Source organism: Kitasatospora sp. NPDC004614, assembly GCF_042873675.1.
Taxonomy (GTDB): Bacteria; Actinomycetota; Actinomycetes; order Streptomycetales; family Streptomycetaceae; genus Kitasatospora.
The window spans coordinates 136,759-162,790 of record NZ_JBIALR010000001.1 but is presented as its reverse complement, the minus strand read 5'-3'; the positions used below and the strand labels follow the sequence as shown (position 1 = coordinate 162,790).

Genomic DNA, 26,032 nt, shown 5'->3' with positions numbered 1-26,032 from the left:
ATGCCCGGCGGCCGCCGCTGCCCACGTCCACCGGCACGGCCGGGCCGTGCCACGCGCACCCGCGAAGAGGAACGATGACCACCATCAACCGACGCTCCGTACTGCTCGCCGGCCTGGGCCTGGCCGGCGGCGGAGCGCTCGCCGCCTGCTCCGGCCCGGAGGGCGGCTCCGCCGCCCTCGTCGGCCCGTCCGGCTCCGCCGTGGCGGCGGCCGAGACGAAGCGCGCCACCGGCGGCGCCGAACGCACCGTCCGGCTGACCGCCGCCGCCACCCCCGTCGACCTCGGCGGAACGACCGTCAACACCTGGACCTTCGGCGGGCAGCTGCCCGGCCAGGAGATCCGCCTCACCGCCGGCGACACCCTGGTCGCCCAGCTCGCGAACAACCTCGCCGCGCCCACCTCGATCCACTGGCACGGCCTGTCGCTGCGCAACGACATGGACGGCGTCCCGCCCGTCACCATGCGCGAGGTACCGGCCGGCGGCAGCTTCGACTACCGCTTCATCGCCGACCGGCCCGGCACGTACTGGTACCACCCCCACGTCGGGGTGCAGCTCGACCGCGGACTGTACGGACCGCTGATCGTCGAGGACCCGCACGAGCCGCTGAAGTACGACGACGAGTGGGTCGTCGTCCTGGACGACTGGCTCGACGGCGTGACCGGCACCCCCGACGAGGCGTTCGCCGAACTCTCCAAGGGCATGGGGGCATGAACCACGGCATGGGCGGGATGGACATGGGCGGGATGGACATGGGGCAGAGTCCCTCGTCCACCGGCGGCGGGATGTCGATGAAGTTCATGCTCATGGGCGCCGCCAGCCCGCTGCTCGGCGGCGACGCCGGCGACGTGAACCACCCGCATCACCTGATCAACGGCCGGCTGCCCACGGCCCCGGCGGTCAAGCAGGCCAGGCCCGGGGCCCGGGTGCGGCTGCGGATCATCAACGCGGGCGGCGACACCGCCTACCGGGTCGCGCTCGGCGGGCACCGGCTCACCGTCACGCACTCCGACGGCTACCCGGTCGAGCACCAGGAGGTCGACGCGCTGCTGTTGGGCATGGGCGAACGGTACGACGTCCTGGTCACCCTCCAGGACGGGGTGTTCCCGCTGGTGTCCCTCGCGGAGGGCAAGAACGCCACCGGCACGGCCCTGATCCGCACCGGCTCCGGCCAGGCCCCGGAACCGTCCTTCCGGCCGACCGAGCTGGACGGCAGGCTGCTGACCGCCGATCAGCTCCGCGCCGACCAGGGCGTCCGGCTCGCCGCGCGCACCCCCGACGTCACGCACCGGCTCCAACTCACCGGCGGCATGGCCCGCTACGACTGGTCGATCAACGGGCGGCGCTTCGACATGAACGACCCGGCCGCCGGCGCGTTCCTGGTCGGCCAGGGACAGCGTGTGCGGCTGGAGTTCACCAACGCCAGCGAGATGTGGCACCCGATGCACCTGCACGGCCACACCTTCCAGGTGGGCGACACGGGACCGCGCAAGGACACCGTGATCGTCAAGCCGAAGCAGCGAATCGTCTGCGACTTCGACGCCGACAACCCCGGCCAGTGGATGGTCCACTGCCACAACGCCTACCACGGCGAGAGCGGCATGATGGGCCTGGTCGCCTACCGCGCCTGACAGCAACTCACCTACCGGGACCGGCACTTGTGCGCCGGTCCCGGCAACCTCACTTGACCGGAGCGGCTCCGGGGGACGCGGACGGGACGCTGCCGGCCCGCGCCGAGGGCGACGGCGACGAGGACGTGGATGCCGTCGGCGAAGGAGCGTTGCAGCCGGGCGAGGGCGAACCCGACGGAGTCGCGGACGGCGACGGCGACGGCGATGCGCTCGTCGTCGGCGAGGGGGACGGCGACGAGGACGCTGACGCCGATGCGCTCGGGCTCGGGCTCACGGTGGGACCTGCCGTCGGCGACGGGCAGCCGGAGGGCGTCCCGCTCGGCGAGGCGGACGGCGACGGCGACGGCGACCCGCTTGCCGTGGGCGACGGTGAGACCGCCGGCGACGGGCCGGCGCTCGGCGACCGGTCGGCGCTCGGGCTCGGCTTCGGCGCGGACGGAGACGGGGTCATGGTCGGCGTCGGCGCCGGTGCCGGCGGGGTGACCGAGACGCCGGCCTGGAAGTGCGCCATCCACGCCCGGACCGTCCGCAGGTACTCGGCGGAGTGGTTGTAGCCGAGGACCGCCCGGTCGAGCTGCGCGGGGACGGCCAGGTCGCGGCCGCCCGCGCAGAGGTACCGGCCGGCGGCGAGTGCGGCGTCCCAGATGTTGTTCGGGTCCGCCTTGCCGTCGTCGTTGCCGTCCGCGCCCCAGGTCGCCCAGGTGGACGGGATGAACTGCATCGGACCGACGGCCCGGTCCCAGGCGGCACTTCCGTCGTACCGGCCGCCGTCGGTGTCGGGGATCGCCGCGAAGCCGTTCCCGTCGAGGACCGGGCCGAGGATCGGGCGGTAGGTCGTCCCGTTGGCGTCCACCCGGCCGCCGTCGGCCTGCCCGGACTCCACCTCGCCGATCGCGGCGAGCAGTTGCCACGGCAGGTGGCATCCCGGGGACGACTTGGCGAGCGACGCCTCCGCCTTGCGGTAGGCGTCGAAGACGATGGACGGCAGCCGCGCGCCTCCCCCGTCCTGGAGCGCGACGGTCTCCACACTCGGCGCCCCGTCCGCCGACGCCGGCGGCTGGGGCAGCGGACGGGCACCGCCACCGTCCAACGGCACCTGACCGTCCGGCAGGTCGACCGGACCGTCATCCGTGAAGGCGGCGAGCGGGCCGGCCCCCGCGGCCCGCGCCGGCAGTGGTTCCGCCGGTGCCGTGGATGCCGTCGCCGCTGCCAGGGCCACCATCACGCCCGCCGCATGCAGAAACACCCGTTTACGTATCCGCCGTGCCATCCGGGTCCCTTTCGCCGATCTCGCGGTCAGCAGTTCCGACGAACCGACGGCCTGTCAGGTTCCGGGCAGGCCCAGGGCCTGCCTTCAAACCCCCGCCTGCCCCACAGCCCGCCCGCAGCCCTGGCGGGCTGGGAGGTACCCCAGGCACGCACTCTCGCCGCACCGGGCGAAAGACCAAGTACACCCAGTACGAGGCCTTCCACCCGGCACGCCGAGAGCACGCACCAGACGCCGCGGGGCTGCGACGCGGGTTTGAAGGCAGGCCCTGGCGTATCCGCGTCAGCGGGCGAGCGGCTCGCCGTTCTCGAACCGCAGGATCTGCCGGCGCAGCACGCGCTTGGCCCGCGGCAGGAACGCGCTGCTGGGGCCACCGACGTGCGGGGTGATCAGCACACCGGGGGCGTGCCAGAGCGGGTGGTCGGCGGGCAGCGGCTCCGGGTCCGTGACGTCGAGGGCGGCCCGCAGCCGCTGCGCGGTGAGTTCCGCGAGGAGTGCCCCGGTGTCGACGACGGGGCCGCGCGCGACGTTGACGAGCAGCGCGCCGTCCTTCATCCGGGACAGGAACCCAGCATCGACGAGATGACGGCTCTCGGGGGTCAGCGGTGTCAGCAGCACGACGACGTCGGCGGTCGGCAGCAGTTCCGCCAACTCCGCCACGCCGTGCACCCGTTCCTCCGGGCGGGCCCGGCGGGCGACCCGGACGATGTCGCACTCGAAGGGCTCCAGCCGCGCGGCCAGCGCCCGGCCGATCGAACCGTATCCGAGGATGAGCACCGTCCGGTCGGCGAGCGACTGGTGGAACTCCTGGCTCCAACGCCCTTGGTCCTGAAGGCGGGTGAAGTGCGGGATGCCCCGCAGCGAGGCGAGGATCAGCGCCACCGCCAGCTCGGCGGTGCTGGCATCGTGCAGTCCGCGCGCACTGCACGCGACGACACCGTCCGGCACCTGCGGCAGGACGTCGTCCATGCCGGCCGTGAGCGTCTGGACCACCTTCAGCGACGACAGGTGCGGGATCACCGGGAGCGCGGCGGCGTGCCGCAGGTACGGCAGGCAGAAGAACTCCACCTCCCGGAGCGCGTCGTCCGACGGCACCGGCCCGTCCCCGTCCCACACGAGGGCGTCGAGACCGGCGGGCAGGCCGCCGATCGCATCGGGGGCGTACGGGAGGAGGTAACGAGCACTCATGCCCCGACCCTAGCCGCACCGACACCCCGACCCGCCGGGCCCCCTCGATGACGTCCCGCGTTCACAGCACGAAGACCAGCAGGTAGGACAGGGCGCAGGCCAGCAGATAGGCGCCGAGCGCGGCGGGCAGGGCGAGCCAGGCCGAACGCCCGCGCCGGCGCGCCCGGACGGCGCCCAGGGAGGCGACCAGCACCAGCGCCAGCAGACCGGCCCACGGAAGGGCGACCGCGAGCAGCCACACGGCCGGTGTGCACACCGGCGCCGAGCCACCGGCGCCTCCCGTCCCGCAGCTGTCCGTGGCGAACAGCATCCCGAACGAGAACAGCACGTCGACCAGCCCACCGAGCACGGCGAACAGCACCACCACGACGATGTACCCGACCGGCCGCCGGGCCACCGGCCCCGGCAGGTACCCGCCTTGGTATTCCCCCACCACTCAGGTCCTCCCCACCGCCCGGCGCGTCCCTCTCGACGCGCCACCTCCCAGGGCGGCACACACTATCCAGTTCGCCGTCCGGCTGTCACACGGGAGCCGCAAGGGTTCTGACGCCTCATCAGCCCCGGTCCGACGGTCAGAGTGCGTGGATCGGTGCGCCCAGGCGGTAGTCGGTGTTGGAGAACGCGGCGGAGACGGCGAAGCGGTCGGCGCGGACGAGGGTCTGGCGCCATTCGATGAGGCGGCCGCGGGTGTCGTGGCCGAGGCGGTCGATGGCGAGCAGGGCGGTGGTCGGGGGGCAGTCGAGGAGGATGCGTTCGCCGCGGCCGGGGACGACGGCGCGGATGCGTTCCCAGCCGCCGCAGATGCGGCTGCCGCAGTGGCGTTCGAGTTCGTCGTAGAGCGCGGTGTGGGTGAAGTCGACCTCGAGGAGCGGGCGGGCGATGTCCGCGGGGAGCCATATCCGGTCGACGGCGAGCGGTTCCTCGTCGGCCAGGCGGATGCGTTCGAGGTAGATCAGTGGCGTGGACTCCTCGAGCCCGAGGCGGGCGGCGATGACGCCGTCGGCGCGCTGGTCGAGTGCGCGCACGACGCTGCGCTGGACGGCTCCGACTTCCTCGACGGAGCGGAAGAGGCTGTACGCCTCGCCGACGTCCTGCTCCAGCGGGCGGTTCGCGGTGAACCGGGAGGCCTTGCCGCGCTGGGCGCTGACCAGGCCCTCCTCGCGGAGCTTCCGCAGGGCCTCGCGGACGGTGTGCCGGCTGACCTGGTACTCGGCGACCAGGTCGTGCTCGCCGGGGAAGACGTCGCTGAACTCGCCCTCGTCGAGCCGGCGCAGCAGGTCGGCGCGGAGTTGTGCCCAGAGCGGGTTCCCCGGGGCGCGGACGAGGGGCCGGGGGCCGGGGGCGGTGGTCACGGCGCCGTCCTGGGGTGGTGGGTGGGATGGGTGGTGCGGGGCACGAAGTGAATGTTCGTACCTTTGCGGGGGCAGTGCAAAATCGGCGCCGGCCGCTCATACGGGGAGACGCGGCGACCGCTGCCCGGGCGGGTTGGTCCCGGGCAGCGGTCGTGGGGAAGCGTTCGCACCGGAGCTGTCAGGCGACGGCGCTGATCAGCATGGCGGCGGACACCGCGAGCAGCATGGCCGCGAAGGTGCGTTGCAGGGCGGTGCCGGAGATCTTGGCCGCCAGTCGTTTGCCGTCCCAGGCACCCAGGACGGCGGCGCCCACGAACGGTCCGAAGACCGCCAGGTTCAGGGACATCCCGGAGACCGTCAGCCGGGTGGCGAGGGAGACCACCGAGTTGACCAGGATGACCACCAGGCTGGTGGCGGCCGCCTTGCGCATCGGCAGCCGGAGCACGGACACCAGGGCGGGCACGGCGAGGAAGCCGCCGCCGACTCCCAGCAGCCCGGTCACCGCCCCCAGTCCGGCCCCGGCGGCGAGCGTGCCCGGGTGCCCGCCCCGACCGCCCCGACCGCCCCGACCGCCCCGGCCTGCGGCGTCGGCCGGTTCCGCGGACGGCGCGCGCCGCGCGGTGCGGGTGCCGCGCAGCATCGCCGCGGCGGCCAGCGCGGCCAGCACGGCGAACGCGGCGGTCAGCACCGCCTGCGGGATGCGGTGGGCGAGCGCGGACGCCCCGATGGCGGGGAGCACGCCGGCCGCGGCGAACAGGAAGCCGGTCCGCCACTCGATGGTGCCGGCGCCGGCGTGGCGGGCGAGCGCGGTGACCGAGGTGGCGATGACGATGACCAGGCTGGTGGTCCCGGCCTCCGCGGGCGCGACGCCCAGCAGGTACACCAGGGCCGGGACCGCCAGCACTCCCCCGCCGCCGCCCAGCGCGCCGAGCGCCACGCCGACCACGGCTCCGCAGAGCAGAGCGGTGATCAGAACGCTCACGCCGTGACGCCGTCCGCATCGCCGGCCGGGCGGGCGACCTCGCCCTGCCAGGCGGCGAAGCCGCCGCGCAGGTCGGTGGTGTCGAAGCCGCGGGCGCGCAGCACGGACGCGGCCACCGAGGAGCGGTTGCCGCTGGCGCAGATCACGGTCAGCGGCTGCCCGGTCGGCAACTCGCCGAGGCGGGCGAGGAGTTCGGGCAGCGGGATCAGCCGGGCGCCGGGGACGGTGCCCTTCTCCTGCACCTCGCCGGGGCCGCGCACGTCCAGCACCACGAGGTCGGCGGCGGCGAGCTGCTCGGCGAGGGCGTCGGCCTCGACCCGTATCGCGCGGGTCAGGTGCTCGGCGCCGACGGCGCCGACCGGCGCGGCCAGGGCGCCGAGCACGCGGTCGAAGCCGATCCGGGCCAGCCGGGTGCGGGCCTCGACGGCGGTGTCCGGGTCGCCGCACAGCACGATGGCGTCCTGGGCGTCGAGCACCTGGCCGGCGAGTTCGGCGAACCGGCCGCCGAGCGGGACGTTGACGGCGCCGTGCAGGTGCGCGGCGGCGAACGCCTCCGGGTCCCGGGTGTCCAGCACGATCGCGCCGCCGGCCCGTGCCTGGAGCAGTTCGTCCGGGGTGAGCGACGGGACGCCGGTGTCCTCGTCCAGGACCGGGCGGGCCTGCCGGTTGCGCACCGAGGTGAACGCGAAGTAGGCGGGCACGGCGGGCTGACCGTCCGTCACCACGGCGACGAACTCGTCCTCGGTCATGTCGGCCAGCGCGTAGTTGCCGCGCCGCTGGTTGCCGATCGAGCAGCTCAGCTCGGCGGAGAGGTTCTTGCCGCAGGCCGAGCCGGCCCCGTGCGCCGGGTAGACGCGGGTGTCGTCGGGGAGGGCGAGCAGCGCGCGGGTGGAGCGGTACAGCAGGCGGCCCATCTCGTCGGCCGACCGGCCGCGCGAGCTGAGCAGGTCGGGGCGGCCGACGTCGCCGATGAACAGCGTGTCGCCGGTGAGCACGCCGTACGGGACTTCGTCGTCCGCGTGCTCGCGCACCACCACGCAGATCGACTCCGGGGTGTGGCCCGGGGTGTGCAGGATCTCCAGCTCGACCTCGCCGAGGGCGAGGCGCTCGCCGTCGGCCAGCGGGTCGGTGTCGAAGTCGAGTGCGGCGGCGGAGCCGTAGGAGATCCGGGCGCCGGTGCGCTCGGCCAGCTCCAGGTGGCCGGAGAGGAAGTCCGCGTGGATGTGGGTCTCGATGACCCGCTCGATGGTCAGGCCGTGGCGCTCGGCGGTGACGAGGTAGTCGTTGACGTCGCGCTGGGGGTCGACCACGACGGCGCGGCCGGTGGTGCGGTCGCCGACCAGGTAGGAGGCGTGGGAGAGGCAGTCGAGGTAGAACTGCTCGAGGACCAGCGGTCCGGCGTTCTCGGGCATGACGGGCTCCTGAGGGTGGGCAGGGATGGTGACGCCGCAACGGCGCGGGACGGTGACGCGGGTCGGTCGGCCTTCGGCTCAGGCGAGCCCGCGGAGCATCAGGTTCCAGTAGAGGAACGGCAGTCCGCGGCGCTTGAGGTACCACATGTCGGTGCGCTCGCGGACGGTGTTGATCACCGGGATCGACGGGGCGGGCCGTCCGCTGTAGTCGAACTCGGCGAGCAGCATCTTGTTGCGCGCGGTGGTCAGCGGGCAGGACGAGTAGCCCTGGTAACTCGCCCTGGGTTCCCGGCCGCCCAGCACGGCGAGCAGGTTCTCCACCAGCACGGGCGCCTGCTTGCGCACGGCGGCGCCGGTCTTGGAGTTCGGTGACGATCCGGCGTCCCCGAGCGCCCAGACGTTCGGGTACCGGACGTGCCGCATGGTGTGCTTGTCGATCTCGACGTAGCCGGCCGGGTCGTCGGCGCCGGCCAGCGGGCTGCGCTTGATCCAGTCCGGGGCGCTCTGCGGCGGCACCACGTGGGCCATGTCGTACGGCAGCGTCGTGGTGCCGCCGCCGTCCAGCTCGGTGACGACCAACTCGCGCGCCTCGGGCCGCACTTCGGTGACTTCGCTGCCGTAGTGGACCTTGATGCCGTACCGGCGCACCACGCCGTCGAGCACGCGGGCGAACTCCGGCACGCCGAAGATCGCGGCGCCGGGGATCACCAGGTGGACGTCGATCTTGTCGAGGACGCCCTGCTGGCGCCAGTAGTCGGCGGCGAGATAGGCGATCTTCTGCGGGGCGCCGCCGCACTTGACGGCGCCCGTCGGCATGCTGAACACCGCGCTGCCGGAACGGGTTTCGCGGATGAAGCGCCAGGTCGCGGGGGCGTGCTGGTACGAGTAGTTGCTGGACAGTCCGTCCTTTCCGAGCCCCGCCTCCAGGCCCGGTATGCGGTCCCAGTCCAGCTGGATGCCCGGGCAGACCACGAGCTGGTCGTACGAGACGGTGCCGCCGTCGTCCAGCGCCACCTCCCGCGCCTCGGGATCGACGGCGACCGCGGCACTGCGGATCCACCGGACGCCCTTCGGCATGACGGACGCCTGCGAACGGACACTCTCCGCCAGCGGCGCCCGGCCACCGCCGACCAGCGTCCACAGCGGCTGGTAGTAGTGCCGCTCGCTCGGATCGAGCACGGCGACATCCCGCTCCCCGGCGCGGCGGAGCCGGGCCGCGACGGTGATCCCGGCGGTACCGCCGCCAATGATCACGATCCGGTGATGCTGCTTGGCCATCAAGGACCCCCTTCAAATGTACGGACATTAAGTTAGGGCGGCGCAGGCCGAACACGCAAGCCACCTGCGAGGATTCGGCCGAATTTGTCCGTACATTTAGGTGCCGGCGCCACATCCCGGACGCGAACGCACTCGGCCCACGACAGGAAACCGCCACCGGTCAGTGCGCCGGCGGCGGTTTCTTGTCGTGGGCGGTGTCTCGTCGGGCCCCGTTCAGTCCTCGGCCTCCCACGGACCCGGCCGGAACGAGGTCACCCGCACGTTCGGCACTTCCCAGGCAGGCCGGTGTCCGACTCGGGAGACCCGGCCCAGGAGCTTCTTGCCCACACCCCGGTTCTCCATGGCCCGTTCGGCGGCGACCATCAGTCCCATCGGCCCGCCGGCCGCCCCTTCGTCCCCGAACTCCTCCAAGTGGATGAGGCCGGCCCGCTGCAGCTGCGCATGGGCCTCCGGGTACTTGCGCTCCTCGTAGAGCAGCACGCCGAGGACGTAGCAGGCTGCGGCCAGTTTCCGCCGGTCTCCGGCGGCCTCCAGGAGGACCACGGCGTCCTTCAGCAGCGGTTGGGCCTGGCGACGCTGCCGGGGTTTCCCCATGGAGATCGCGCGCGCCGCGCCGTACAGGGCCGAGCCCAGTACGCCGGGGTCCTCGACGACTTGGCCGATGACCCGCATCCCGCCGAAGCAGGACAGCGCTTCCTGGGGATTCTCCAGCAGCAGGAACAGATCGCCGAGGCCCTCCAGCGCCCATGCCTCGCCCAGTTGGTCACCCCGGTCCCGATGGATCGAGACTGCTCGCCCGTACAGCATGTGCGCGGATTCGTAATCCTTGGCATCCACCATGATGTTGGCCGCGTTCCGGGTGGCCTCGGCCTCGTTCCCGGTGTCACCCAGTTCCCGGAAGTCCACGGCCGCCGAGCGGAGCATGGCGTAGGCGAGGCGCAGTTCGCCGCGCGCGTACTGAACGTTGCCGATGTTCGCGGACGTCTTGGCCTGACCCAGCAGGTCGCCGATCTCCGCGTAGATCGCCCGGGCCCGTTCGTACAGGCCGAGAGCCTTCTCGTCCTGGCCGAGGCGAATGAGCCACACGCCCCGAAGATTGACCAGCCCGGCCTCGGCCGAGCGGTCGCCGATCCGTTCGGCCGCCGCCAGCCCGGCCTTCGTGCAGGCGCCGACTTCCTTCAGCAGGTGGCGGTCCAGGAGCAGGCGGCCGACCGGGAGGGCCAGGTCCACGGCCTGCTGGTCGAGCCCCGCCCGGATCGCCATGGTCACGGCCGCGACGACATTGTGGCGTTCGGCGTCGAACCACTCCTTGGCGAGTTCGCGGCCGACCCGCAGTTCCACTCGTGAGGCGGCGGTGGCACCGGTGTTGTCCTCGTCCGCCGTCCTGGCCATCCGCACGTACTGGTCGAGCAGGCGCCGCTGCGCGGCGGTGCGGACCGGCCCCGGGAGCCGGGCGGCCAGCGCCCTGGCCTCCCGGCGCGCGAACCCGGGAAGTCGCCAGCGGTCGGACCCGATCGGGTCCTCGACGAGCAGGTGGTGTCCCGCCAGGTCGGCGAGGGCGGACCGGAGGTCCTCCTCTCCCGCCCCGGTCAGGTACCCGACCTGGTCCGTGGTGATGTCGGGGCCCTCGGCGAGTGCGAGCAGCGGCAGCAGCTCGGCGGCTTCCGGACCGAGCCGGAGGAGGGTTTCGTCGAAACCGCGGCGGACGACGGACAGCAGCGGGCCGTTCGCGGGCCCGCCCCGCGCGTACGAGTCGATCGCCGCCTTCAGTCGTCCGTACAGCGCGCCGACGGTGAGACCCGGGTCCTGGGTGAACTGGGCGGCCAGCGAGGTCACGACCGCGGGCAGGTGACCGCACTCCTCCATCAGGTCCGGCAGGAAGTCGGCCGTTCTCGAGGAGAAGGAGACCCGTCCCGGGGACAGCCCGGTGCGCTCGACCGCGAACATCAGCACCAGCGACGAGTCCGTGCTGCCCAACGGCCCTGTGACCACCACCCTCGCACCGGGGACGGCCAGCATCCGGCGGCTGGTCACCAGCAGCTTGTGCGCCTCGTCCCCGGGGAGGAGCGGCAGCACCTGCTCCGGCTCCTCGGCGCCGTCGACCACCACCAGCACCGGGCCGTGCTCCCGGCCGCGTTCGTGCAGCAGGGACCGGTAGAGCCTGGCGCGCTCGGCCATCGGCCCGCCCAGTTCGGACTGCCGGACGCCCAGGGAACGCAGAGCGGAGTCGAGCGCCCCGCCGCCATTGTGCGGACGGCCGATCCCGTTCAGGTCGACGAAGACCACACCCCCGGCGAATTCCCCGTTCTCCAGCGCCTGCCGGGCGGCCGAAACCGCGAGCGCCGTCTTCCCCGAACCGGCGAAACCGGAGATCAGCGCCACCGGGGTGAACGACAACGCGTCGGGCGAGGCCGACAGGAACTCGCGCAGCGCCGCGAGTTGCGGCTGCCGGCCGATCAGGTACTCGTAGTCGGTCGGCAGTCCCGCGAGGGCTCGCGGGCCCGGCCCCTGGAACACCATGTCGCGGCCCGCCACGAACGCCTGGGCCGAGCCGCCGACATGGGTGACGAACGACGGCCCGCCGGACGGCGGCTGCCCGGCATCGTCCTCGTCTCTCACCGCTGTTCGGCCGCCGGCTCGGGGCGCACCGCCGCGTTCACGATCAACGTGCCCTGGCCGAGCTGGTTGATCGTGGCGTTGTCCCTCGCCTCGGCCTTCATCTGCACGTTCCCGCCGAACGACGTCCCCTGCGCGCCGGGCGCCGGCAGGAACCCGCTCTCCACCAGCACCCTCAGCTCCTGCGCCAACTCCGGTCCCCCGGAGGCGAGCAGGGCACGGAACTGCATCTGCCAGGCGGTCGCGGCCATCCGCTGCGCCGCCGGGTCCGCCCCGGACCCGAGCAGGTCCGCGCGCATCTCGGCGAGGTCGGTCTCCACCAGTTCCGCGTCCTCCGGCCGATGCCGATGCCACAGCCTGGCGACGCCCGCCGAGATCCGTTCCCAGGCGCTGCTGGCCATCAACTGGACGAGTGTGGTTCCGGCGCTGTTGGCGAGGCTGATCAGTTCGGCATCCATGGCTGCCCCCCAGGTCTGCGAATAGGTCAACTCACCACTCTACGGAGAACTGTGACGACCAATCAGTCCTACTTCGGAGTAGGCATCGCGGCGGGCCCCTACGATGGCACGGTGCTCTCGGTGGTAGTGGCGCCCGGGCAGGGTGCTCCGGTGTTCGCGCGCGGTGCGCAGGTACCGCACGATGCGGCGAGCACGATGAAGGTGGCGGTGCTGGCGGCCTTGTACCGCAGCGGAGTCGACTGGGACGCGCGGGTGCCGGTGGTGAACCGCTTCCGGTCGCTGACCGGTGCGGTGTACGGCAACAGCCGCTCCTGGGACAGCGATCCGCTGCCGTGGGAGCACCTGGGCGAGCGGGTGCCGCTGCGCTGGCTGGCCGGGCGGATGGTCACCCACTCCTCCAACCTGGCGACGAACCTGTGCCTCGAACAGGTCGACCCGGAGGCGGTGGCCGAGGTGTGGCGGCGCGCCGGGGCCACGGGTGGCAGCCCGCGCGGGATCGAGGACTACCCGGCCCGCGACGCCGGCGTGCACAACCGGGTGAGCGCCCTGGACCTGGTCCGGCTGCTGCAGTCGCTGGAGGGCGAGGTCCTGGCGCTGCTGGAGCACAACGCGCACCGGGTGGACCTGGCCGCGGGCCTGCCGCCCGGTACCCGCCTGGCGAGCAAGAACGGCTGGTTCCCCGGCCTGCGGCACAGCGCCGCGCTCGTCCACCCCGACGACGCGCCGCCGTACGTGCTGGCCGTGTGCTACACCGGGCCGCTGGCCAGCGGTCACGACGTGGAGGATCCCGCCGCGCGCCTGCTGGCCCGGATCTCACGCGCGGTGTGGCAGCGGCGGCAGGCCATCGCCGCCGCCGGCCGCTGACACCGCGTCCCCCTCCCCGGTGGTGGCGGCGACCAGTGCGTCGAGTCCGGCCCGGTTGAGCAGGTTGATCCGCACATGGCCTTCGTGGCCGTCGAGTTCGAAGTACTCCGCGCCCATCGCGAGGAAACGGTCCAGCGGCGCGCAGGGACGGGCGAACAGGAAGAAGCCGCACTCGGCGGGCACCTGGGCGGCCAGCGCCCCGCTCGCCGTCAGCGCCCGGTGGTTGTCGCGGATGTGCCCGACCAGGCCGGCGTTGCCCTCCGCCAGCATGAGGTCGGCCGCGCGGTGGGCGAACAGCCGGTCGGAGACGGCGACATCGCCGTGCAGGTTGATGTGCAGGTCCGCCAGTGCCGGGCGCAGCGCGGCGGGCACCAGCAGGTGGGCGGCGCGGTAGCCGTGGATGGACAGGTACTTGGTGGGGCAGATCAGGCGCACGGTCTGTTCGGTGGGTAGTTGGGCGCTGGCCTCGCCCGGGCGGCCGTCCCACGGCAGGTACTGGAAGGTGCCGTCCACGAACACCAGCGAGCCGGTGGCCCGCTGCCAGTCGGCGACGGCCCGGAGGACGTGGCCGGGCACGCGGCGCCCGGCGTACCAGACGGGATCGGTCAGGACGAGGACGCTCCGCTCGGCGGGCAGGTCCAGGCCGAAGCCGTCGTGGTGGGCGTGGGACCGGGCCACCGGGACCGGCTCGATCCCGAACTCCCTTAGCAGGTAGGCGAGTTTGTAGTAGACCGGCGGCAGGTAGTGAATCCGCCGGTGGCCGTTGCTGAGCAGCCACAGCACGAACGTCGCCAGCAGGCTGCTCGACCCTCCCGCCGGGACGACGTGCTGCGCCTCGTACGCCACACCGTCGAGGCGGGAGTGCATGCGGGCGATCTTGGCACGCAGCGCCGCGTCCTCGTCCAGGGCCGAGTAGCGGGTCACGTCCGTCAGGCGGTGCGGCGCGAGGTCGGCCAGCTCGCCCAGGTACGCCTCCACGAAGGGGTGTGCGCCGTTGTAGTCCGACACGAACACCCGGCCCCGGGGGTGCAGCCGCTCGGCCTCGATCCACTCGTGCCGCTCCAGCATCCGGAACAGCGACGGCTGCGCCGTTCGTCCAGCTCCTGTGCCCATGCCCATCCCCCATGTGTACGACAGCCCTGGTGGAACCGCATTCGCGCCCGGGTTCACATCTGCCCCGCCCACCGGTGAGAAGAACGCGGCCGAGTGGGCGGCCATGACCCCCGAGGAGCAGGCGGAGCAGGAGGCCACGCGCGCCGCCGCGCACGACGCGTCCCTGCCGGACGGGGCGAATCGCGGCGAGGAGTACGTCGTTCTGCGCGAGGACGAGATCCAGAGCGTCATCGGGGGCTGACGGCCCTGCGGCGAATCGGCCGGGCCGGCGGTCCCCACGGACCGCCGGCTCTTCACTGCGGGAGCGTCACTTCCAGTGCGTGTGAACGGAGTTGGCCTCCTGGATCTGCCGCCAGGACTTCGGTTCCGCCAGCAGCTGACCTTCGGCCCGGCTCGCAGCCGGTGCGGTGGCGTTCGGGCCCGGGCCGACGGCGGGCTTGGCGGGGGTGAAGAGCCAGGTGTTCAGCAGGTCGCCGAGCTTCTGGCCGGAGATCCGCTCCGCGTAGGCCTGGAACTCCGGGATGGTGGCGTTGCCGTAGCGGCGCTCGGTGGGCCAGCCCTTCAGGATCCGGAAGAACGTTTCGTCGCCGACGGTGTTGCGCAGCGCCTGGATGGCGGCCGCGCCGCGCTGGTAGACCGCCCAGTGGAACTGGTTCTCGTCTCCCGGGTCGCCCGGCTTGACCTTCCAGAACGGGTCGTCGGCGGGGTGCGAGGCGTAGACGTAGTCGGCCAGCTCCTGTGCGGTGCCCTCGTTCTCGTGCTCGGACCAGAGGTACTGCGCGTACTGGGCGAAGCCCTCGTTCAGCCAGATGTCGCTCCAGCGGGAGAGCGAGACGCTGTCGCCGTACCACTGGTGGGCCAGCTCGTGCGCGACGACGGAGGTGTTGGATCCCCGGGCGAACACTCCGGGTCCGTAGAAGACCCGGGTCTGGGTCTCCAGGGCGCCGCCGGCCTTGAGGTTGGGCACGTAGCCGCCGACCGAGCTGAACGGGTACTCGCCGAAGTAGCCGCTCAGCCAGTCCACCAGTTCGCCGGTGCGTTCCACGCTGGCCTTGGCGGCGTCCGCGTTGTCCCCGAGGTCCTTGCTGTAGGCGTTGTAGACGGGCAGCCCGCTCGCGGTGACGTCCCGGGTGATGTCGAACTTCCCGATCGCCAGGGTCGCCAGGTAGGTGGCCTGCGGCTTGTTCTCGCGCCAGCTCCAGCGGGTCCAGCCCGCCTGCGAGCTGGTGCCGGTCAGGACGCCGTTGCTGATCACCTGGGTGCCGTCCGGCACCAGCACCGAGACGTCGAAGGTCGCCTTGTCGCTGGGGTGGTCGTTGCTCGGGAACCACCAGCCGGCCGACACGGGCTCGCCGGCCGCCACCGCGCCGTCCGGGGTTCGGCTCCAGGCGGTGAAGCCGCCGTACTTCTGCACCGTCGACGGCACGTCCTTGTACCGCACCACGACGGTGATCGGGGACCCGTGGGCCAGCGGCCGGGCCGGGGTGATCTCCAGCTCCTGGTCTCCGCTGGTGGCGAAGGTCGCGGGCCGCCCGTTGACCTGGATCTCGGAGACCTTCAGCGCGAAGTCGAGGTTGAACCGGGAGAGGTCCTGGGTGGCGGTGGCGAGGATGGTCGTGGTGCCCTCCAGCTCGTCGGTGGCGGGCTGGTACTTCAGCCGGACGTCGTAGTGCGAGACGTGGTACCCGCCGTTGCCGAGGGTGGGGTAGTACGGGTCCCCCAGGCCGTCCGCGCCCGGTTGGAAGCCGGAAGCCGAGGCGGGGACGGCCAGGAACAGGCTCAGGGCGCTGGCCGCAGAAACGATCAACCTCTTGCGCACGTGGTCCTCCAGGGATCACCGAGACGATGGGGTCGGATCGATCCCTGTCCCGGCGACCGCCCGCCTACTCCCCGGCGGTGAGAACTTCATGAAGAAACACACCATCGAGACGGTGCCGCCACAGACACCGGACCGTCCGTCAACTACGGCTGTGCAACAAGGAGTTGCTCGTCCGAAGCCACGACGTTCACCGCCGACGCCGGAACCCCGAAGATCCGGTCGAAGGCCCAGTTGTAGGCGAAGGTGTAGAAGGGGACGTAGATGATGAACGTCAGGTCGAGCAGGAATGCCCGGACCAGTGTGAGCTCCAGCCACCACGCGATGAGCGGGACGAGGAAGCAGACCAGCGAGGCCTGGAACCCCACCGCGTGCAGGATCCGGCGCCACACGGTGCGGGTGCGGTCGGCCCGGCGCGCTTCCCATGCCTCGAAGAGGTAGTTGAACGCCATGTTCCACAGCGTCGCCGTGACGGTGATCATGATCGCCAGCGGTCCGGTCGAGGACATCGAGTCACCCGTCAGCAGTGTCATCACCGAGGTGCCGATCACCAGCCCGAGGATCTCGTACCCCCCGACGTAGACCAGCTTCCGCTTTATCCCCTGCATGGTGGTTGCTCCTCTTTCGCCTGCCCGAGAGAGAAGAAGCTAGTTCAGGTAGTCTGGCGAAAAAAGCAAGGTTCTTTCAGGAACACTGACAGGTGGAGCCGGCATGGCGCTCTCCAGCGACGACATCACGCTGATCCTGGCCGTAGTGGACCACGGCTCCTTCTCCGGCGCGGCCCGCGCGCTGCGCCGGGTGCCCTCCGCGGTCAGCATGGGCATCGCCAACATCGAGGCCGAACTCGGCTACCCGCTGTTCGACAGGTCCCACCGCGAGGCGGTGCCCACCGCGCAGGCGATGGCCCTGGTGCCGCAGGCCCGCACCCTGGCCAGCGGCCTGCGGTTGCTCCAGGTGCACGCCGCGCAGTTGTCGCAGGACCTGGAGAGCACGCTCACCGTCGCCGTGGCCGCCGGCATCCGGGACCGGGAGCTGCTGGACGCCGTGATCCGGATCGGCGCCCGCTACCCGCTGCTGCGCGTCAACCTGCAGCGCGCCCCGCAGGACCGGGTGCGCGCGATGCTGCACCAGGAGCGCATCGACCTGGCACTGATGGCCGCTCCCCCGCAGGTGGACCGGGAGGAGGCCCGGGCCGCCGTGGGAGAGGTGACCTTCGTCGCCGTGGCGTCGGCCACCGTCGACACGCCCAGCCTGCCCGCCGACCTGCGGCGGCTGGAGGACCTGAGCACCAGCCGCCAGATCGTGCTGGCCGGCCCCGACGACCCCGCCGACCGCCGGCTGCTGATCTCCGACGACCGGTGGCACGTGGAGGCGGTGGAAGCCGCACTCGACCTGGTGCAGGGCGGCGCGGGGTGGGCCAACCTGCCCACGCACGCGATCCGGGAGGCGGTCGCCGCCGGCCGGCTGCGGGTGCTGGAGTTCGACAACACCAAGAACGGCGTGCCCCTGCCCGTCCACCTGGCCTGGCTGCGCAGGAAGCCGCTGCGCCGGGCCGCGGGGGAAATCGTCGAGCTGATGCACCGCAGCCACCGCTGAGGATTCAGCGAAAGGTCCGTCAGCTCCGCCTCGGCGGACAGAGCGTGGAGATGCACCGCAGCCACCGCTGAGGATTCAGCGAAAGGCTCCCGCCCTGGCGGCGGCCTCGGCTGCAGCGGCGGCCCGGTCGGCGGCGGCCTCGTCCAGCGGTTCGGCCGTGGTGAGCATGCGGTAGTAGAGCGGCGCGGAGACGGCCCGGACCACTTCCTCCGGGTCGGTGCCGGCCGGCAGTTCGCCGCGTTCGACGGCCTCGGTCACGCAGGGGGCCCATTCCGCCACCCGGACCTGGTAGAAGCGGTGCAGCGCCTCGGCGGCGACCGGGTCTCCGGCGGCGGCGACCAGCACGGAGCGGAACAGGGCGCCCTGCCGGGGGTCGGCGAGGGTCTGCTGGACGAGCCGGGCGTTGGCGCGCAGGTCACCGTGCAGCGATCCGGTGCGGGCGCGCGGCAGTGACTGTTCCGCCATGTCGGTGAGCACCTCGGCGAGCAGCGCGCCGACGGTTCCCCAGCGCCGGTAGACGGTGGTGCGCCCGACCTCGGCGCGCCGGGCGACGTCGCCGAGGTCGAGTCCGGCGAAGCCGACCTCGACGAGCGCGTCCTCGGCGGCGCGCAGCACGGCGGTCCGGACGCGGGCGGTGCGGCCGCCGGGTCGCTGCATGCCCGAAGGGGTCGGTGAACTCATTAACGGGACTCCCGTTCCATTAGCGCGGCGCAACGTGTTACGGTCGCCCCATCTTAACGGCACCACAGTCCCGTTAGCGAAGGAGCTTCCGTCATGGAATACCGCCGCCTCGGCGCGTCCGGCCTCGTCGTCCCCGCCCTCTCGCTGGGCACCGGCACCTTCGGCGGCAACGGTCCGCTGTTCGGCAACTGGGGCACCACCGACGCCCGGGAGGCCCGCCGCCTGCTCGACATCTCGATCGACGCGGGGCTGACCATGTTCGACTCCGCCGACGTCTACTCCGACGGCGCGTCGGAGGAGGTCCTCGGCCAGGCCGTCAAGGGCCGCCGCGACCAGGTACTGATCTCCACCAAGGCCGGACTGCCCACCGGTGACGGGCCGTTGGACGCCGGCACCTCCCGGGCCCGGCTCATCACCGCCGTGGACGCCGCGCTGCGCCGGCTCGGCACCGACTACATCGACCTGTTCCAGTTGCACGCCTTCGACGCCGGCACGCCGGTCGAGGAGGTGCTGGCCACCCTGGACGACCTGGTGCGCGCCGGGAAGATCCGCTACACCGGCGCCTCCAACTTCGCGGGCTGGGAGCTGATGAAGTCGCTGTCCGCCGCCGACCGGTACGGCCGCCCCCGCTACGTCGCGCACCAGGTCTACTACTCGCTGGTCGGCCGGGACTACGAGTGGGAGCTGATGCCGCTCGGCCGGGACCAGGGCGTCGGCGCGATGGTGTGGAGCCCGCTCGGCTGGGGCCGCCTCACCGGCCGGATCCGCCGCGACGCCCCGCTCCCGGCCGACAGCCGCCTGCACGCCACCGCGGACTACGGCCCGCCGGTGGACGAGGAGTTGCTGTACGACGTGGTGGACGCGCTGGTCGCGATCGCCGAGGAGACCGGCCGCACCGTCCCGCAGGTGGCGATCAACTGGCTGCTGCGCCGGCCCACCGTCTCCTCGGTGATCATCGGCGCCCGCAACGAGGAGCAGCTGCGGCAGAACCTCGGCGCGGTGGGCTGGGAGCTGACGCCGGAGCAGGTGGCCCGGCTGGACGCGGCGAGCGCCCGCACCGCGCCGTACCCCTACTACCCGTACCGCCGTCAGGAGGGCTTCGCCCGGCTCAACCCGCCGATGGCGGGCTGAGGTTCGGCGGGAGAGCCGGGCGAAGCGCGGATCACCCCGCGGTGCGGGAGCGGCCGGCGGGTCTGGGAACGGTGCCCGGTGGGGCGGCCCCCTTGACTTCGTCGGCCGCCGCGGCGTTCCCGGCCTCCGCGGTCGCCTCCTCGTGGTCGGCCCCGGGCGCCGCCGTGGTGGCCGGCCCGGCCGGGAGGTCGTCGTCGGGGGGCGGGAAGCTGAGGCCGGCCAGCTCGTCACGGAGCAGGTAGCCGGCGTGCAGCCGGTTGCGCGCGCCGATCCGGCGCATGATCTCGGAGATGTGCCGCTGGCAGGTGCGCACGGACATGCCGAGGCGCTTGGCGATCAGCTTCTCCTCGTAGCCCTGCACCAGCATCCGCACGATGGACGACTTGATGTTGTTGGAGGTCTCCCGGACGCGCTGGCGCTGCTGCACGGCGGGGAACTCGTCGGCCGCCACCCAGGCGCGTTCGAAGGAGGCGACGGCGAAGTCGATCACGCTCGGGTCCTGGACCAGGGCGGCGCCGAGCGGTTCGTCGCGGAGTTCGATCAGGGCGGTGGCCCGGTCGAAGACGATCACCCGGACGAAGGCGTCGCTGACGGTGCGGACCTCGGCGCCGAGTGCGGTGACCTTGCGGACGTACTCGACGGTGTTCTGGTCGTACTGCGCGGTGTGCTGGTAGAGGGTGCGCATCCGCACGCCGCGGTTCAGCAGGGACTCGGTGCGGTGGAGCGATTCGCTGAGCACCTCCTCCGAGCGGGCGCCGCCGGGCTGGGAGGCGAGCACCTCGGTGGTGCTGCGGGCGGCGAGTTCGGTGATGGTGCGGCGCACCGACGCCAGATCGGTGAGGCGTTCCACCTGCTTTCCGGCGACCCGTCCGAGGGTGCTGGACTCGTAGACGGGCAGCAGCGCGGCCAGGGTGCTGTGCATCTCCTGGAGTTCGCGGTGGTGCCGGACCAGGTCGCGGACGGCGGGTGCGAGCGCCTCCATTCCCGCCCGGGCCGGGGTGTCGGCGCGCAGGTGCCCGTCGGGGGCCTGCCGGACCAGACGCAGCTCCAGCAGGTGCCGGACGGCTAAGTCGAGGTCCACGCGGTCCGCGGCGAGGGCCGCGTGGAGTTCCGCGAGGGAGGCCGGGCCGTGGTCGGCGAGGTGGCGGTACACCTCGGCGCCGACGGCGCGGGCCACGGATGGATCTAGTTGCGTACTGGTTTCCACCTGATCCTCACTTGTCGCCCATCGTCTTCTTACGTGGCGAGAATACGAGCCCCACCGGACACGCCACCGACGATTTTGATCATGCACAGTAATTCCTGAGCGGCGATGACCGATTGCTGCCCGGATCTGACGGGTTATCACCATGTCCACACGTTTCATCCGTGACCTCGGGTGGGGCTGACCGCCGACACCCGGCCGTACGAACCCACGCCTTCGAACGGAGCAGGTCAGTTGTCCAGCGCACCCAACTTCGTGTCCCCCGACCGGCGTTCCCCGCACCGGCTGCCCCTGCTCGCGGTCGTCTACGACCTGGGGGCGGTCGGACCGGCCGAGATCGTCGCCGCCGCCCGCGGCCTGTGCCGCGTCGTCCTGCTGTGCGACCCCGACCGCCCGCACGTCGCCCGGATCCTGCCCGAACTGCGCAGGTTCGCCGACGTGCTGGAGACCGGAGCCGACCCCGAACAGACCGCACGCGCACTGGCGGAGCTGATGCCGGACGGCATCACCACCTTCAGCGAGTACGCGATCCACGCCACGGCGGAACTCGCCGCCCGGCTCGGCCTGCCCTACCACGACGGCCCGACCGCGGGCCGGCTCACCGACAAGTACCTGCAGCGCGAGGCGCTGGCCGCCGCCGCGGTGGACGCCGTACGCTGCGTCGCCGTCCGGCAGCCGCCGGAGATCGACCGGGCGCTGACCGGGGTCGGCGCACCCGCCGTGGTCAAGCCCCGCCGCGGCGCGGGCAGCCGGGCCACCCACCGCGTCGACACCACCGCCGAACTGGCCGACCTGCTCGGCGCGTTGACCGCCGACGGCGACGAGGAGTACGTCGTCGAGGAGCTGCTCACCGGCGACCCGGCGGCGGCCGGCGCCGACTGGGGCGACTACGTCTCGGTGGAGTCACTGGTCCGCGACGGCGAAGTCCGACACGTCTGCGTCACCGGCAAGTTCCCGCTGGCCGAACCGTTCCGCGAGGTCGGCCAGTTCCTGCCCGGCGTGCTGCCGGCCGACCTCGCCGAGCAGTGCACCGCGCTCACCGAACGCGCCCTGCACGCCCTCGGCGTCACCGTCGGCGTCACCCACACCGAACTGAAACTCACCGACCGCGGCCCACGCGTCATCGAGGTCAACGGCCGGATCGGCGGCTACGTCAACGACGTGCTGGGCCGCTCGGCCGGCTACAACCTGCTGGCCGCCGCCCTGCGCACCGCACTCGGACTCCCGCTGCCCGACGACGGACCGGCGTTCCGCCAAGTCGCCTTCCGCCGCTACCTGGTGGCCCCCGCCACCGCCCGACAGGTCGTCAGCCTGAACGGCGCGGACCGGATCGGCGCCATCCCCGGCGTCCAGTACGTCGAGTGGCGGGCCACCCCCGGCGCCCCGCTCGACTGGCGCGACGGCACCCAGGGCTGCCTCGGCGTGGTCTACGGCATCGCCCGTGACCACGACGCCCTGCGCCGGATCGGCGCCGAGATCGACCGCCTCTTCACGCCCGTGTTCGCCCACTGAGCGACCCCCCGACCGGGCCTTCCTCCGCCCCTCCCGTCGCAGGCCACAAGCCTCTTGGCCGCGACGAGGCTTCCGCACGCCCCGCCCCGCTCCACCGGCCGCCGCCTGGCCCGCCCCCGACCGGGGCCGCCGGGTGGCTCACCGCCGCGCGTCCCCGAGCACCAGACCCGGCCCAACCGTGTCCGTCCCACCATCGAAGGAGCGCACGTCCGTGGACCGCCATCGCCTCGGCGCACCCGCCGATCCACCCCACTCCCGACCTCCCGAGCGTCCCGAGCGGCCGCTCGACCTGCCCGGCGCCCGGCCCTGCACCGGCCGCTGCGACCTGCGGCACACCACCGTCCGCCTGCCCCGCACCGGCGGTGACCCGCTGGCCGCCCTGTTACTGGTACTGCGCAAGTACACCGGCGCCGACCTGGTCCCGCTCGGCCGCCTGGACGCGGCCGGCCGGCCGCTGCCCGCCGTCGAGGTGGGGGTCGATCCGGCCGCCACCCTCGCCGAGTTCACCGCCCTCGCCGCCGAGGCGCTGCGCACCGCCGACGGCGGCACCGGCCCGCAGAGCGTGCTGCTCGCCGACACCCCGCAGGCGCTCGCCGCGCACCCACTGCCGTTCGACCTCGCCGTGTGCGCCACCGAGGACGGCGCCGAACTGCGGCTCGACGTCCGGGTGCACGCCGACGCCGTCGACCCGGCCCTCGCCGAGGCCCTGCCCCGGCACCTCGCCCTGGTGCTCGACGCCCTCGCCGAGCGGCCCGACCAGCGCGTCGCCGACACCGGCATCATCGGCGCGCAGGAGCGCGACTTCGTGCTGCACGAGGTCAACGCCACCGCCGTGGACTACCCGCGCGACGCCTCGCTGCCCGCGCTGTTCGCCGAGCAGGCCGCCGCCCACCCCGAGCGCACCGCACTGGTCGGCCCGGACGGCGAGTCCCTGAGCTACGCCGAACTCGACCGCCGCTCCGCCCGGTTGGCCGGGCGGCTGCGCGCCGCCGGAGTCGTCCCCGGCAGCCGGGTCGCGCTGCGCGCCGAGCGCACCGCCGCGATGGTGGTCGCCACCCTGGCGGTGCTGCGGGCAGGCGCGGCATACGTGCCGGTCGACCCGGGCCACCCCGAGGAGCGGGTCGCGTACACGGTGGCCGACAGCGGCGCGGTGCTGATGCTCACCTCCGACCCGGGCCTCCCGGCCCCGCTGCCGCTCCTGTCCTGGGACACCGCCGACGGCGACCCGACCGGCCCGGACAGTCCGGCGGCCGCCGAAGCGACGGCGTACGTGATGTACACCTCCGGCACCACCGGCCGGCCCAAGGGCGTGCCGATCAACCACCGCAGCGTGGTGCGCCTGGTGCGGGGCAGCGACTTCGCCGAACTCGGCCCGGACACGCGGGTGTTGCAGACCGGCGCGCCGGTCTTCGACGCCGCCACGCTGGAGATCTGGGGGCCGCTGCTGAACGGCGGCACCCTGCACCTGGTCGACGACTCCGTGATCCTGGACGCCCGGGCGCTCGGCCGGGCGGTGCGCGAACGCGGCATCACCACCATGTGGCTGACCGCCGCCCTCTTCAACCAACTGGTCGACCAGGACCCGGCCCTGCTCACCGGCCTGCGCGAACTGCTGGTCGGCGGCGACGCGCTGTCCGTCCCGCACATCGACAAGCTGCTCACCGCCTGCCCGGGCCTGAAGGTCACCAACGGCTACGGGCCGACCGAGAACACCACCTTCTCCACCACCCACCCGGTCACCCGCCCGCTCGGCGAGCGCATCCCGATCGGCCGGCCGATCGCCAACTCCACGGCGTACGTGGTCGATCCGGACGGCGGACTGCAGGCCGTGGGCGTCCCCGGCGAGCTGCTGGTGGGTGGCGACGGCCTGACCGCGGGCTACCTCGGCCGGCCCGACCTGGACGAGCGGGCCTTCGTGCCCGACACCTTCGGCGGCGGCGGGCGGCTGTACCGCACCGGCGACCGGGTGCGGCTGCTGCCCGACGGCGCGCTGGAGTTCCTCGGCCGGGTGGACCACCAGGTCAAGATCCGCGGCTTCCGCGTCGAACCCGCCGAGGTCGCCCAGCAGTTGATGCGGGAGCCAGGCGTGCGCGAGGCCGTGGTGGTGGCCCGGCAGTACCCGGAGACCGGCGAGAAGTACCTGTGCGGGTACGTCGCGGCCGACGCCGCCGCCGACCCGGCCGCCCTGCGCACCGCCCTGGCGGCCCGGCTGCCCGAGCACCTGGTGCCGGCCCGGATCGTCCGGCTGGACGCGCTGCCGCTCACCCGCAACGGCAAGGTCGACCGGGCGGCGCTGCCACTGCCGGAGGCCGCCGCACCCGATGCCGGCTACGCCGCCCCGCGCGACGAGCTGGAGCGCTTCCTGTGCGAGCGCTGGCAGCAGGTACTCGGCCGTGAACTCGTCGGCCTGGACGACGACTTCTTCGACCTGGGCGCGAGTTCGCTGACCGCCGCGATGCTCGCGGGGGACGTCCAGCGGGAGTACGCCGTCGACTTCTCGGGCGTGCTGATCCTCACCCACCCGACGGTGCGCGAGGTCGCCGAGCTGCTGCGCGCGGCGTTCGCCGAGGCCGCCGACTGGCCCGCCGACGCGGGCGTCCGGGAGCTGCCGACCGCGCCCGAGCTGCCCGACCACCCGGTCACCCCGCAGCAGAAAAGGCTCTACGTCGAGCAGTTGAAGGACCCGTCGACCACCCAGTACCACGTCCCGCTGGTGGTCGACCTGCCCGCCGGGCAGGTCGGGGCGGACACGCTGGAGGCGGCGCTGCGGCAGCTGATCGCACGTCACGAGGTGCTGCGCACCGCCTTCGTGCACGACGGCGACGAGCCCCGGCAGCAGGTGCTGTCCGAGGTGCCGTTCGCGCTGGAGCGCGAGGAGCGGACGGTGCGCGAGCTGCTGCGGCCCTTCGACCTGGCCGAACCGCCGCTGCTGCGCGCCGCGTTCTTCCCGCGCGGCGACCACGACCGGCTGCTGCTGGACGTCCACCACATCGTCGCGGACGGCACCTCGGTGGCGGTGCTGCTGGCCGAACTGGCCGACCTGTACCGGGGCGTGCCGCTGCCCGAGCCCAAGCACCAGTACCGCGACTACGCGCACTGGTGGCGGCAGCACGGCGAGGCGATGGCCGAGCGCGAGCACCGGCCGTACTGGCTGGAGCTGTTCGCCGAGCCGCAGCCCGCCGCCGACCTGCCGGTGGACCGGCCGAGGCCCGCCACCCGGGGCACCGCGGGCGACCGGACCGCCTTCGACCTCGGGCCCGAACGCACCCGTGCGATACGGGAGTTGGCGTCCCGCCACCGGGTGACCGTGTTCGGCTTCCTGGCCGCCGCGCACGCGCTGTTCCTGTCCGCGGTGACCGGCAGCCACGACGTCACCGCGGGCGTCCCCACCGCCGGGCGGACGGTGCCGGGCACCGAGCGGCTGCCCGGCATGTTCGCCGGCACGATCTGCCTGCGCAGCCGATTCGAACCCGGCACCCCGTTCGCCGACCACCTGCGGGCGGTCGCCGACCAGGCGGTGCAGGCCTTCGCCCACCAGGACCAGCCGTTCGACACCCTGGTCGAACTGGTCGCCGGGGAGCGGGACTACAGCCGCAACCCGCTGTTCGACGCGATGCTCGCCTTCCAGGGCGGCGGGGTCGGACCGGGCGACTTCCTCGGCGCGCGGCCGCGGTTCGCCGACACCGACACCGCCCACACCATGTTCGACCTGAACCTCCAGTTCCACGAGGCCGGCGAGTCCGTCGAGGCGGTGTGGGCGTACAGCACCGACCTGTTCGACCACGCCACCGCCGAGGCTTTCGTCCGCCTGCTGCTCGACATCGTCGACGGCGCGCTGGCCGACCCGCACGCGCCCGTCGGCCGGCTGATCCGCCCCGCGGCACCGACCGTCGCCCCGGCGGCCGTCGCCATCGAGTTCGACCTGTGAACCG

Annotated in this window: 20 protein-coding genes and 1 pseudogene; 7 read left to right on the top strand and 14 right to left on the bottom strand. The window is 73.0% G+C overall.

The genetic code is table 11. The features are described from left to right. Positions 1-74 precede the first annotated feature (74 nt). Positions 75-1,630, top strand: a pseudogene (locus ACFYST_RS00675) (multicopper oxidase family protein). A gap of 49 nt (positions 1,631-1,679) precedes the next feature. On the opposite strand, the gene ACFYST_RS00670 reads toward ACFYST_RS00675, so the two are convergent. The 9 genes from ACFYST_RS00670 to ACFYST_RS00630 all read right to left on the bottom strand — a co-directional run bounded on the left by ACFYST_RS00670 (position 1,680) and on the right by ACFYST_RS00630 (position 12,213). After that, positions 1,680-2,876 (bottom strand): lytic transglycosylase domain-containing protein, encoded by a 1,197-nt coding sequence (locus tag ACFYST_RS00670; protein WP_387858888.1) that lies wholly within the window; start codon positions 2,874-2,876, stop codon positions 1,680-1,682. Between the two features lie 303 nt (positions 2,877-3,179). Continuing rightward, on the bottom strand, positions 3,180-4,085 hold the full coding sequence (locus tag ACFYST_RS00665; RefSeq protein ID WP_387858886.1) for a 2-hydroxyacid dehydrogenase: 906 nt from the start codon (positions 4,083-4,085) through the stop codon (positions 3,180-3,182). Positions 4,086-4,146: 61 nt separating this feature from the next. After that, the gene (locus ACFYST_RS00660; RefSeq protein WP_387636329.1) at positions 4,147-4,518 is read right to left on the bottom strand and encodes a hypothetical protein; all 372 of its coding nucleotides are present in this window, start codon (positions 4,516-4,518) and stop codon (positions 4,147-4,149) included. Positions 4,519-4,657: 139 nt separating this feature from the next. Then, on the bottom strand, positions 4,658-5,437 hold the full coding sequence (locus tag ACFYST_RS00655) for a GntR family transcriptional regulator (protein WP_387858884.1): 780 nt from the start codon (positions 5,435-5,437) through the stop codon (positions 4,658-4,660). A 178-nt stretch (positions 5,438-5,615) separates the two neighbouring features. Further along, positions 5,616-6,419 (bottom strand): sulfite exporter TauE/SafE family protein, encoded by an 804-nt coding sequence (locus tag ACFYST_RS00650; protein WP_387858883.1) that lies wholly within the window; start codon positions 6,417-6,419, stop codon positions 5,616-5,618. Continuing rightward, entirely contained in the window at positions 6,416-7,831 is a 1,416-nt protein-coding gene (locus ACFYST_RS00645) for a rhodanese-like domain-containing protein (RefSeq protein WP_387858881.1), read from the bottom strand. Before ACFYST_RS00645 ends, ACFYST_RS00650 begins: the two co-directional genes overlap by 4 nt. Positions 7,832-7,909: 78 nt before the next feature. After that, positions 7,910-9,109 carry an FAD-dependent oxidoreductase gene (locus ACFYST_RS00640; protein ID WP_387858879.1) on the bottom strand — a complete coding sequence of 400 codons (1,200 nt, stop codon included), beginning with the start codon at positions 9,107-9,109 and terminating at the stop codon, positions 7,910-7,912. Positions 9,110-9,322: 213 nt separating this feature from the next. After that, positions 9,323-11,728 (bottom strand): tetratricopeptide repeat protein, encoded by a 2,406-nt coding sequence (locus ACFYST_RS00635; protein WP_387858877.1) that lies wholly within the window; start codon positions 11,726-11,728, stop codon positions 9,323-9,325. Further along, on the bottom strand, positions 11,725-12,213 hold the full coding sequence (locus tag ACFYST_RS00630; protein ID WP_387636344.1) for a hypothetical protein: 489 nt from the start codon (positions 12,211-12,213) through the stop codon (positions 11,725-11,727). The genes ACFYST_RS00635 and ACFYST_RS00630 overlap by 4 nt, the downstream gene beginning before the upstream one ends. An 81-nt stretch (positions 12,214-12,294) precedes the next feature. Here ACFYST_RS00630 and ACFYST_RS00625 point away from each other — a divergent pair, with 81 nt between their 5' ends. Then, entirely contained in the window at positions 12,295-13,047 is a 753-nt protein-coding gene (locus ACFYST_RS00625) for a serine hydrolase (RefSeq protein ID WP_387858875.1), read from the top strand. Here ACFYST_RS00625 and ACFYST_RS00620 read toward each other — a convergent pair. Further along, entirely contained in the window at positions 12,997-14,160 is a 1,164-nt protein-coding gene (locus ACFYST_RS00620) for an aminotransferase class I/II-fold pyridoxal phosphate-dependent enzyme (protein WP_387858873.1), read from the bottom strand. The two genes, ACFYST_RS00625 and ACFYST_RS00620, sit on opposite strands and share 51 nt — an antisense overlap. Between ACFYST_RS00620 and ACFYST_RS00615 the strand changes: the two genes are divergently transcribed. Continuing rightward, positions 14,159-14,401, top strand: a complete 243-nt coding sequence (locus ACFYST_RS00615) for a hypothetical protein (protein WP_387858871.1) — start codon at positions 14,159-14,161, stop codon at positions 14,399-14,401. The two genes, ACFYST_RS00620 and ACFYST_RS00615, sit on opposite strands and share 2 nt — an antisense overlap. A 66-nt stretch (positions 14,402-14,467) precedes the next feature. On the opposite strand, the gene ACFYST_RS00610 is transcribed toward ACFYST_RS00615, so the two are convergent. Both ACFYST_RS00610 and ACFYST_RS00605 read right to left on the bottom strand, forming a co-directional pair. Continuing rightward, positions 14,468-15,979, bottom strand: a complete 1,512-nt coding sequence (locus tag ACFYST_RS00610; protein ID WP_387858869.1) for a M1 family metallopeptidase — start codon at positions 15,977-15,979, stop codon at positions 14,468-14,470. A 143-nt stretch (positions 15,980-16,122) separates the two neighbouring features. Next, positions 16,123-16,584, bottom strand: a complete 462-nt coding sequence (locus ACFYST_RS00605; RefSeq protein ID WP_387636356.1) for a PACE efflux transporter — start codon at positions 16,582-16,584, stop codon at positions 16,123-16,125. Between the two features lie 103 nt (positions 16,585-16,687). Here ACFYST_RS00605 and ACFYST_RS00600 point away from each other — a divergent pair, with 103 nt between their 5' ends. Further along, positions 16,688-17,572: a LysR family transcriptional regulator gene (locus ACFYST_RS00600; protein WP_387636359.1), complete on the top strand. Its 885-nt coding sequence runs from the start codon at positions 16,688-16,690 to the stop codon at positions 17,570-17,572. Positions 17,573-17,647: 75 nt separating this feature from the next. Here the strand turns inward: ACFYST_RS00600 and ACFYST_RS00595 are convergent, their stop codons facing one another. Then, positions 17,648-18,253, bottom strand: a complete 606-nt coding sequence (locus ACFYST_RS00595) for a TetR/AcrR family transcriptional regulator (protein ID WP_387858867.1) — start codon at positions 18,251-18,253, stop codon at positions 17,648-17,650. Positions 18,254-18,346: 93 nt separating this feature from the next. Between ACFYST_RS00595 and ACFYST_RS00590 the strand changes: the two genes are divergently transcribed. Continuing rightward, the gene (locus ACFYST_RS00590) at positions 18,347-19,384 is read left to right on the top strand and encodes an aldo/keto reductase (RefSeq protein ID WP_387858865.1); all 1,038 of its coding nucleotides are present in this window, start codon (positions 18,347-18,349) and stop codon (positions 19,382-19,384) included. A 31-nt stretch (positions 19,385-19,415) separates the two neighbouring features. On the opposite strand, the gene ACFYST_RS00585 is transcribed toward ACFYST_RS00590, so the two are convergent. Further along, on the bottom strand, positions 19,416-20,561 hold the full coding sequence (locus ACFYST_RS00585; RefSeq protein ID WP_387858864.1) for a LuxR C-terminal-related transcriptional regulator: 1,146 nt from the start codon (positions 20,559-20,561) through the stop codon (positions 19,416-19,418). 261 nt (positions 20,562-20,822) lie between these two features. Between ACFYST_RS00585 and ACFYST_RS00580 the strand changes: the two genes are divergently transcribed. Together ACFYST_RS00580 and ACFYST_RS00575 are read left to right on the top strand one after the other, a co-directional pair. Further along, positions 20,823-22,100 (top strand): acetyl-CoA carboxylase biotin carboxylase subunit family protein, encoded by a 1,278-nt coding sequence (locus tag ACFYST_RS00580; protein ID WP_387858862.1) that lies wholly within the window; start codon positions 20,823-20,825, stop codon positions 22,098-22,100. Positions 22,101-22,311: 211 nt separating this feature from the next. Beyond that, a complete protein-coding gene (locus ACFYST_RS00575; RefSeq protein WP_387858860.1) occupies positions 22,312-26,028 on the top strand; it encodes an amino acid adenylation domain-containing protein in 3,717 nt (1,238 codons plus the stop codon). Positions 26,029-26,032 lie beyond the last annotated feature (4 nt).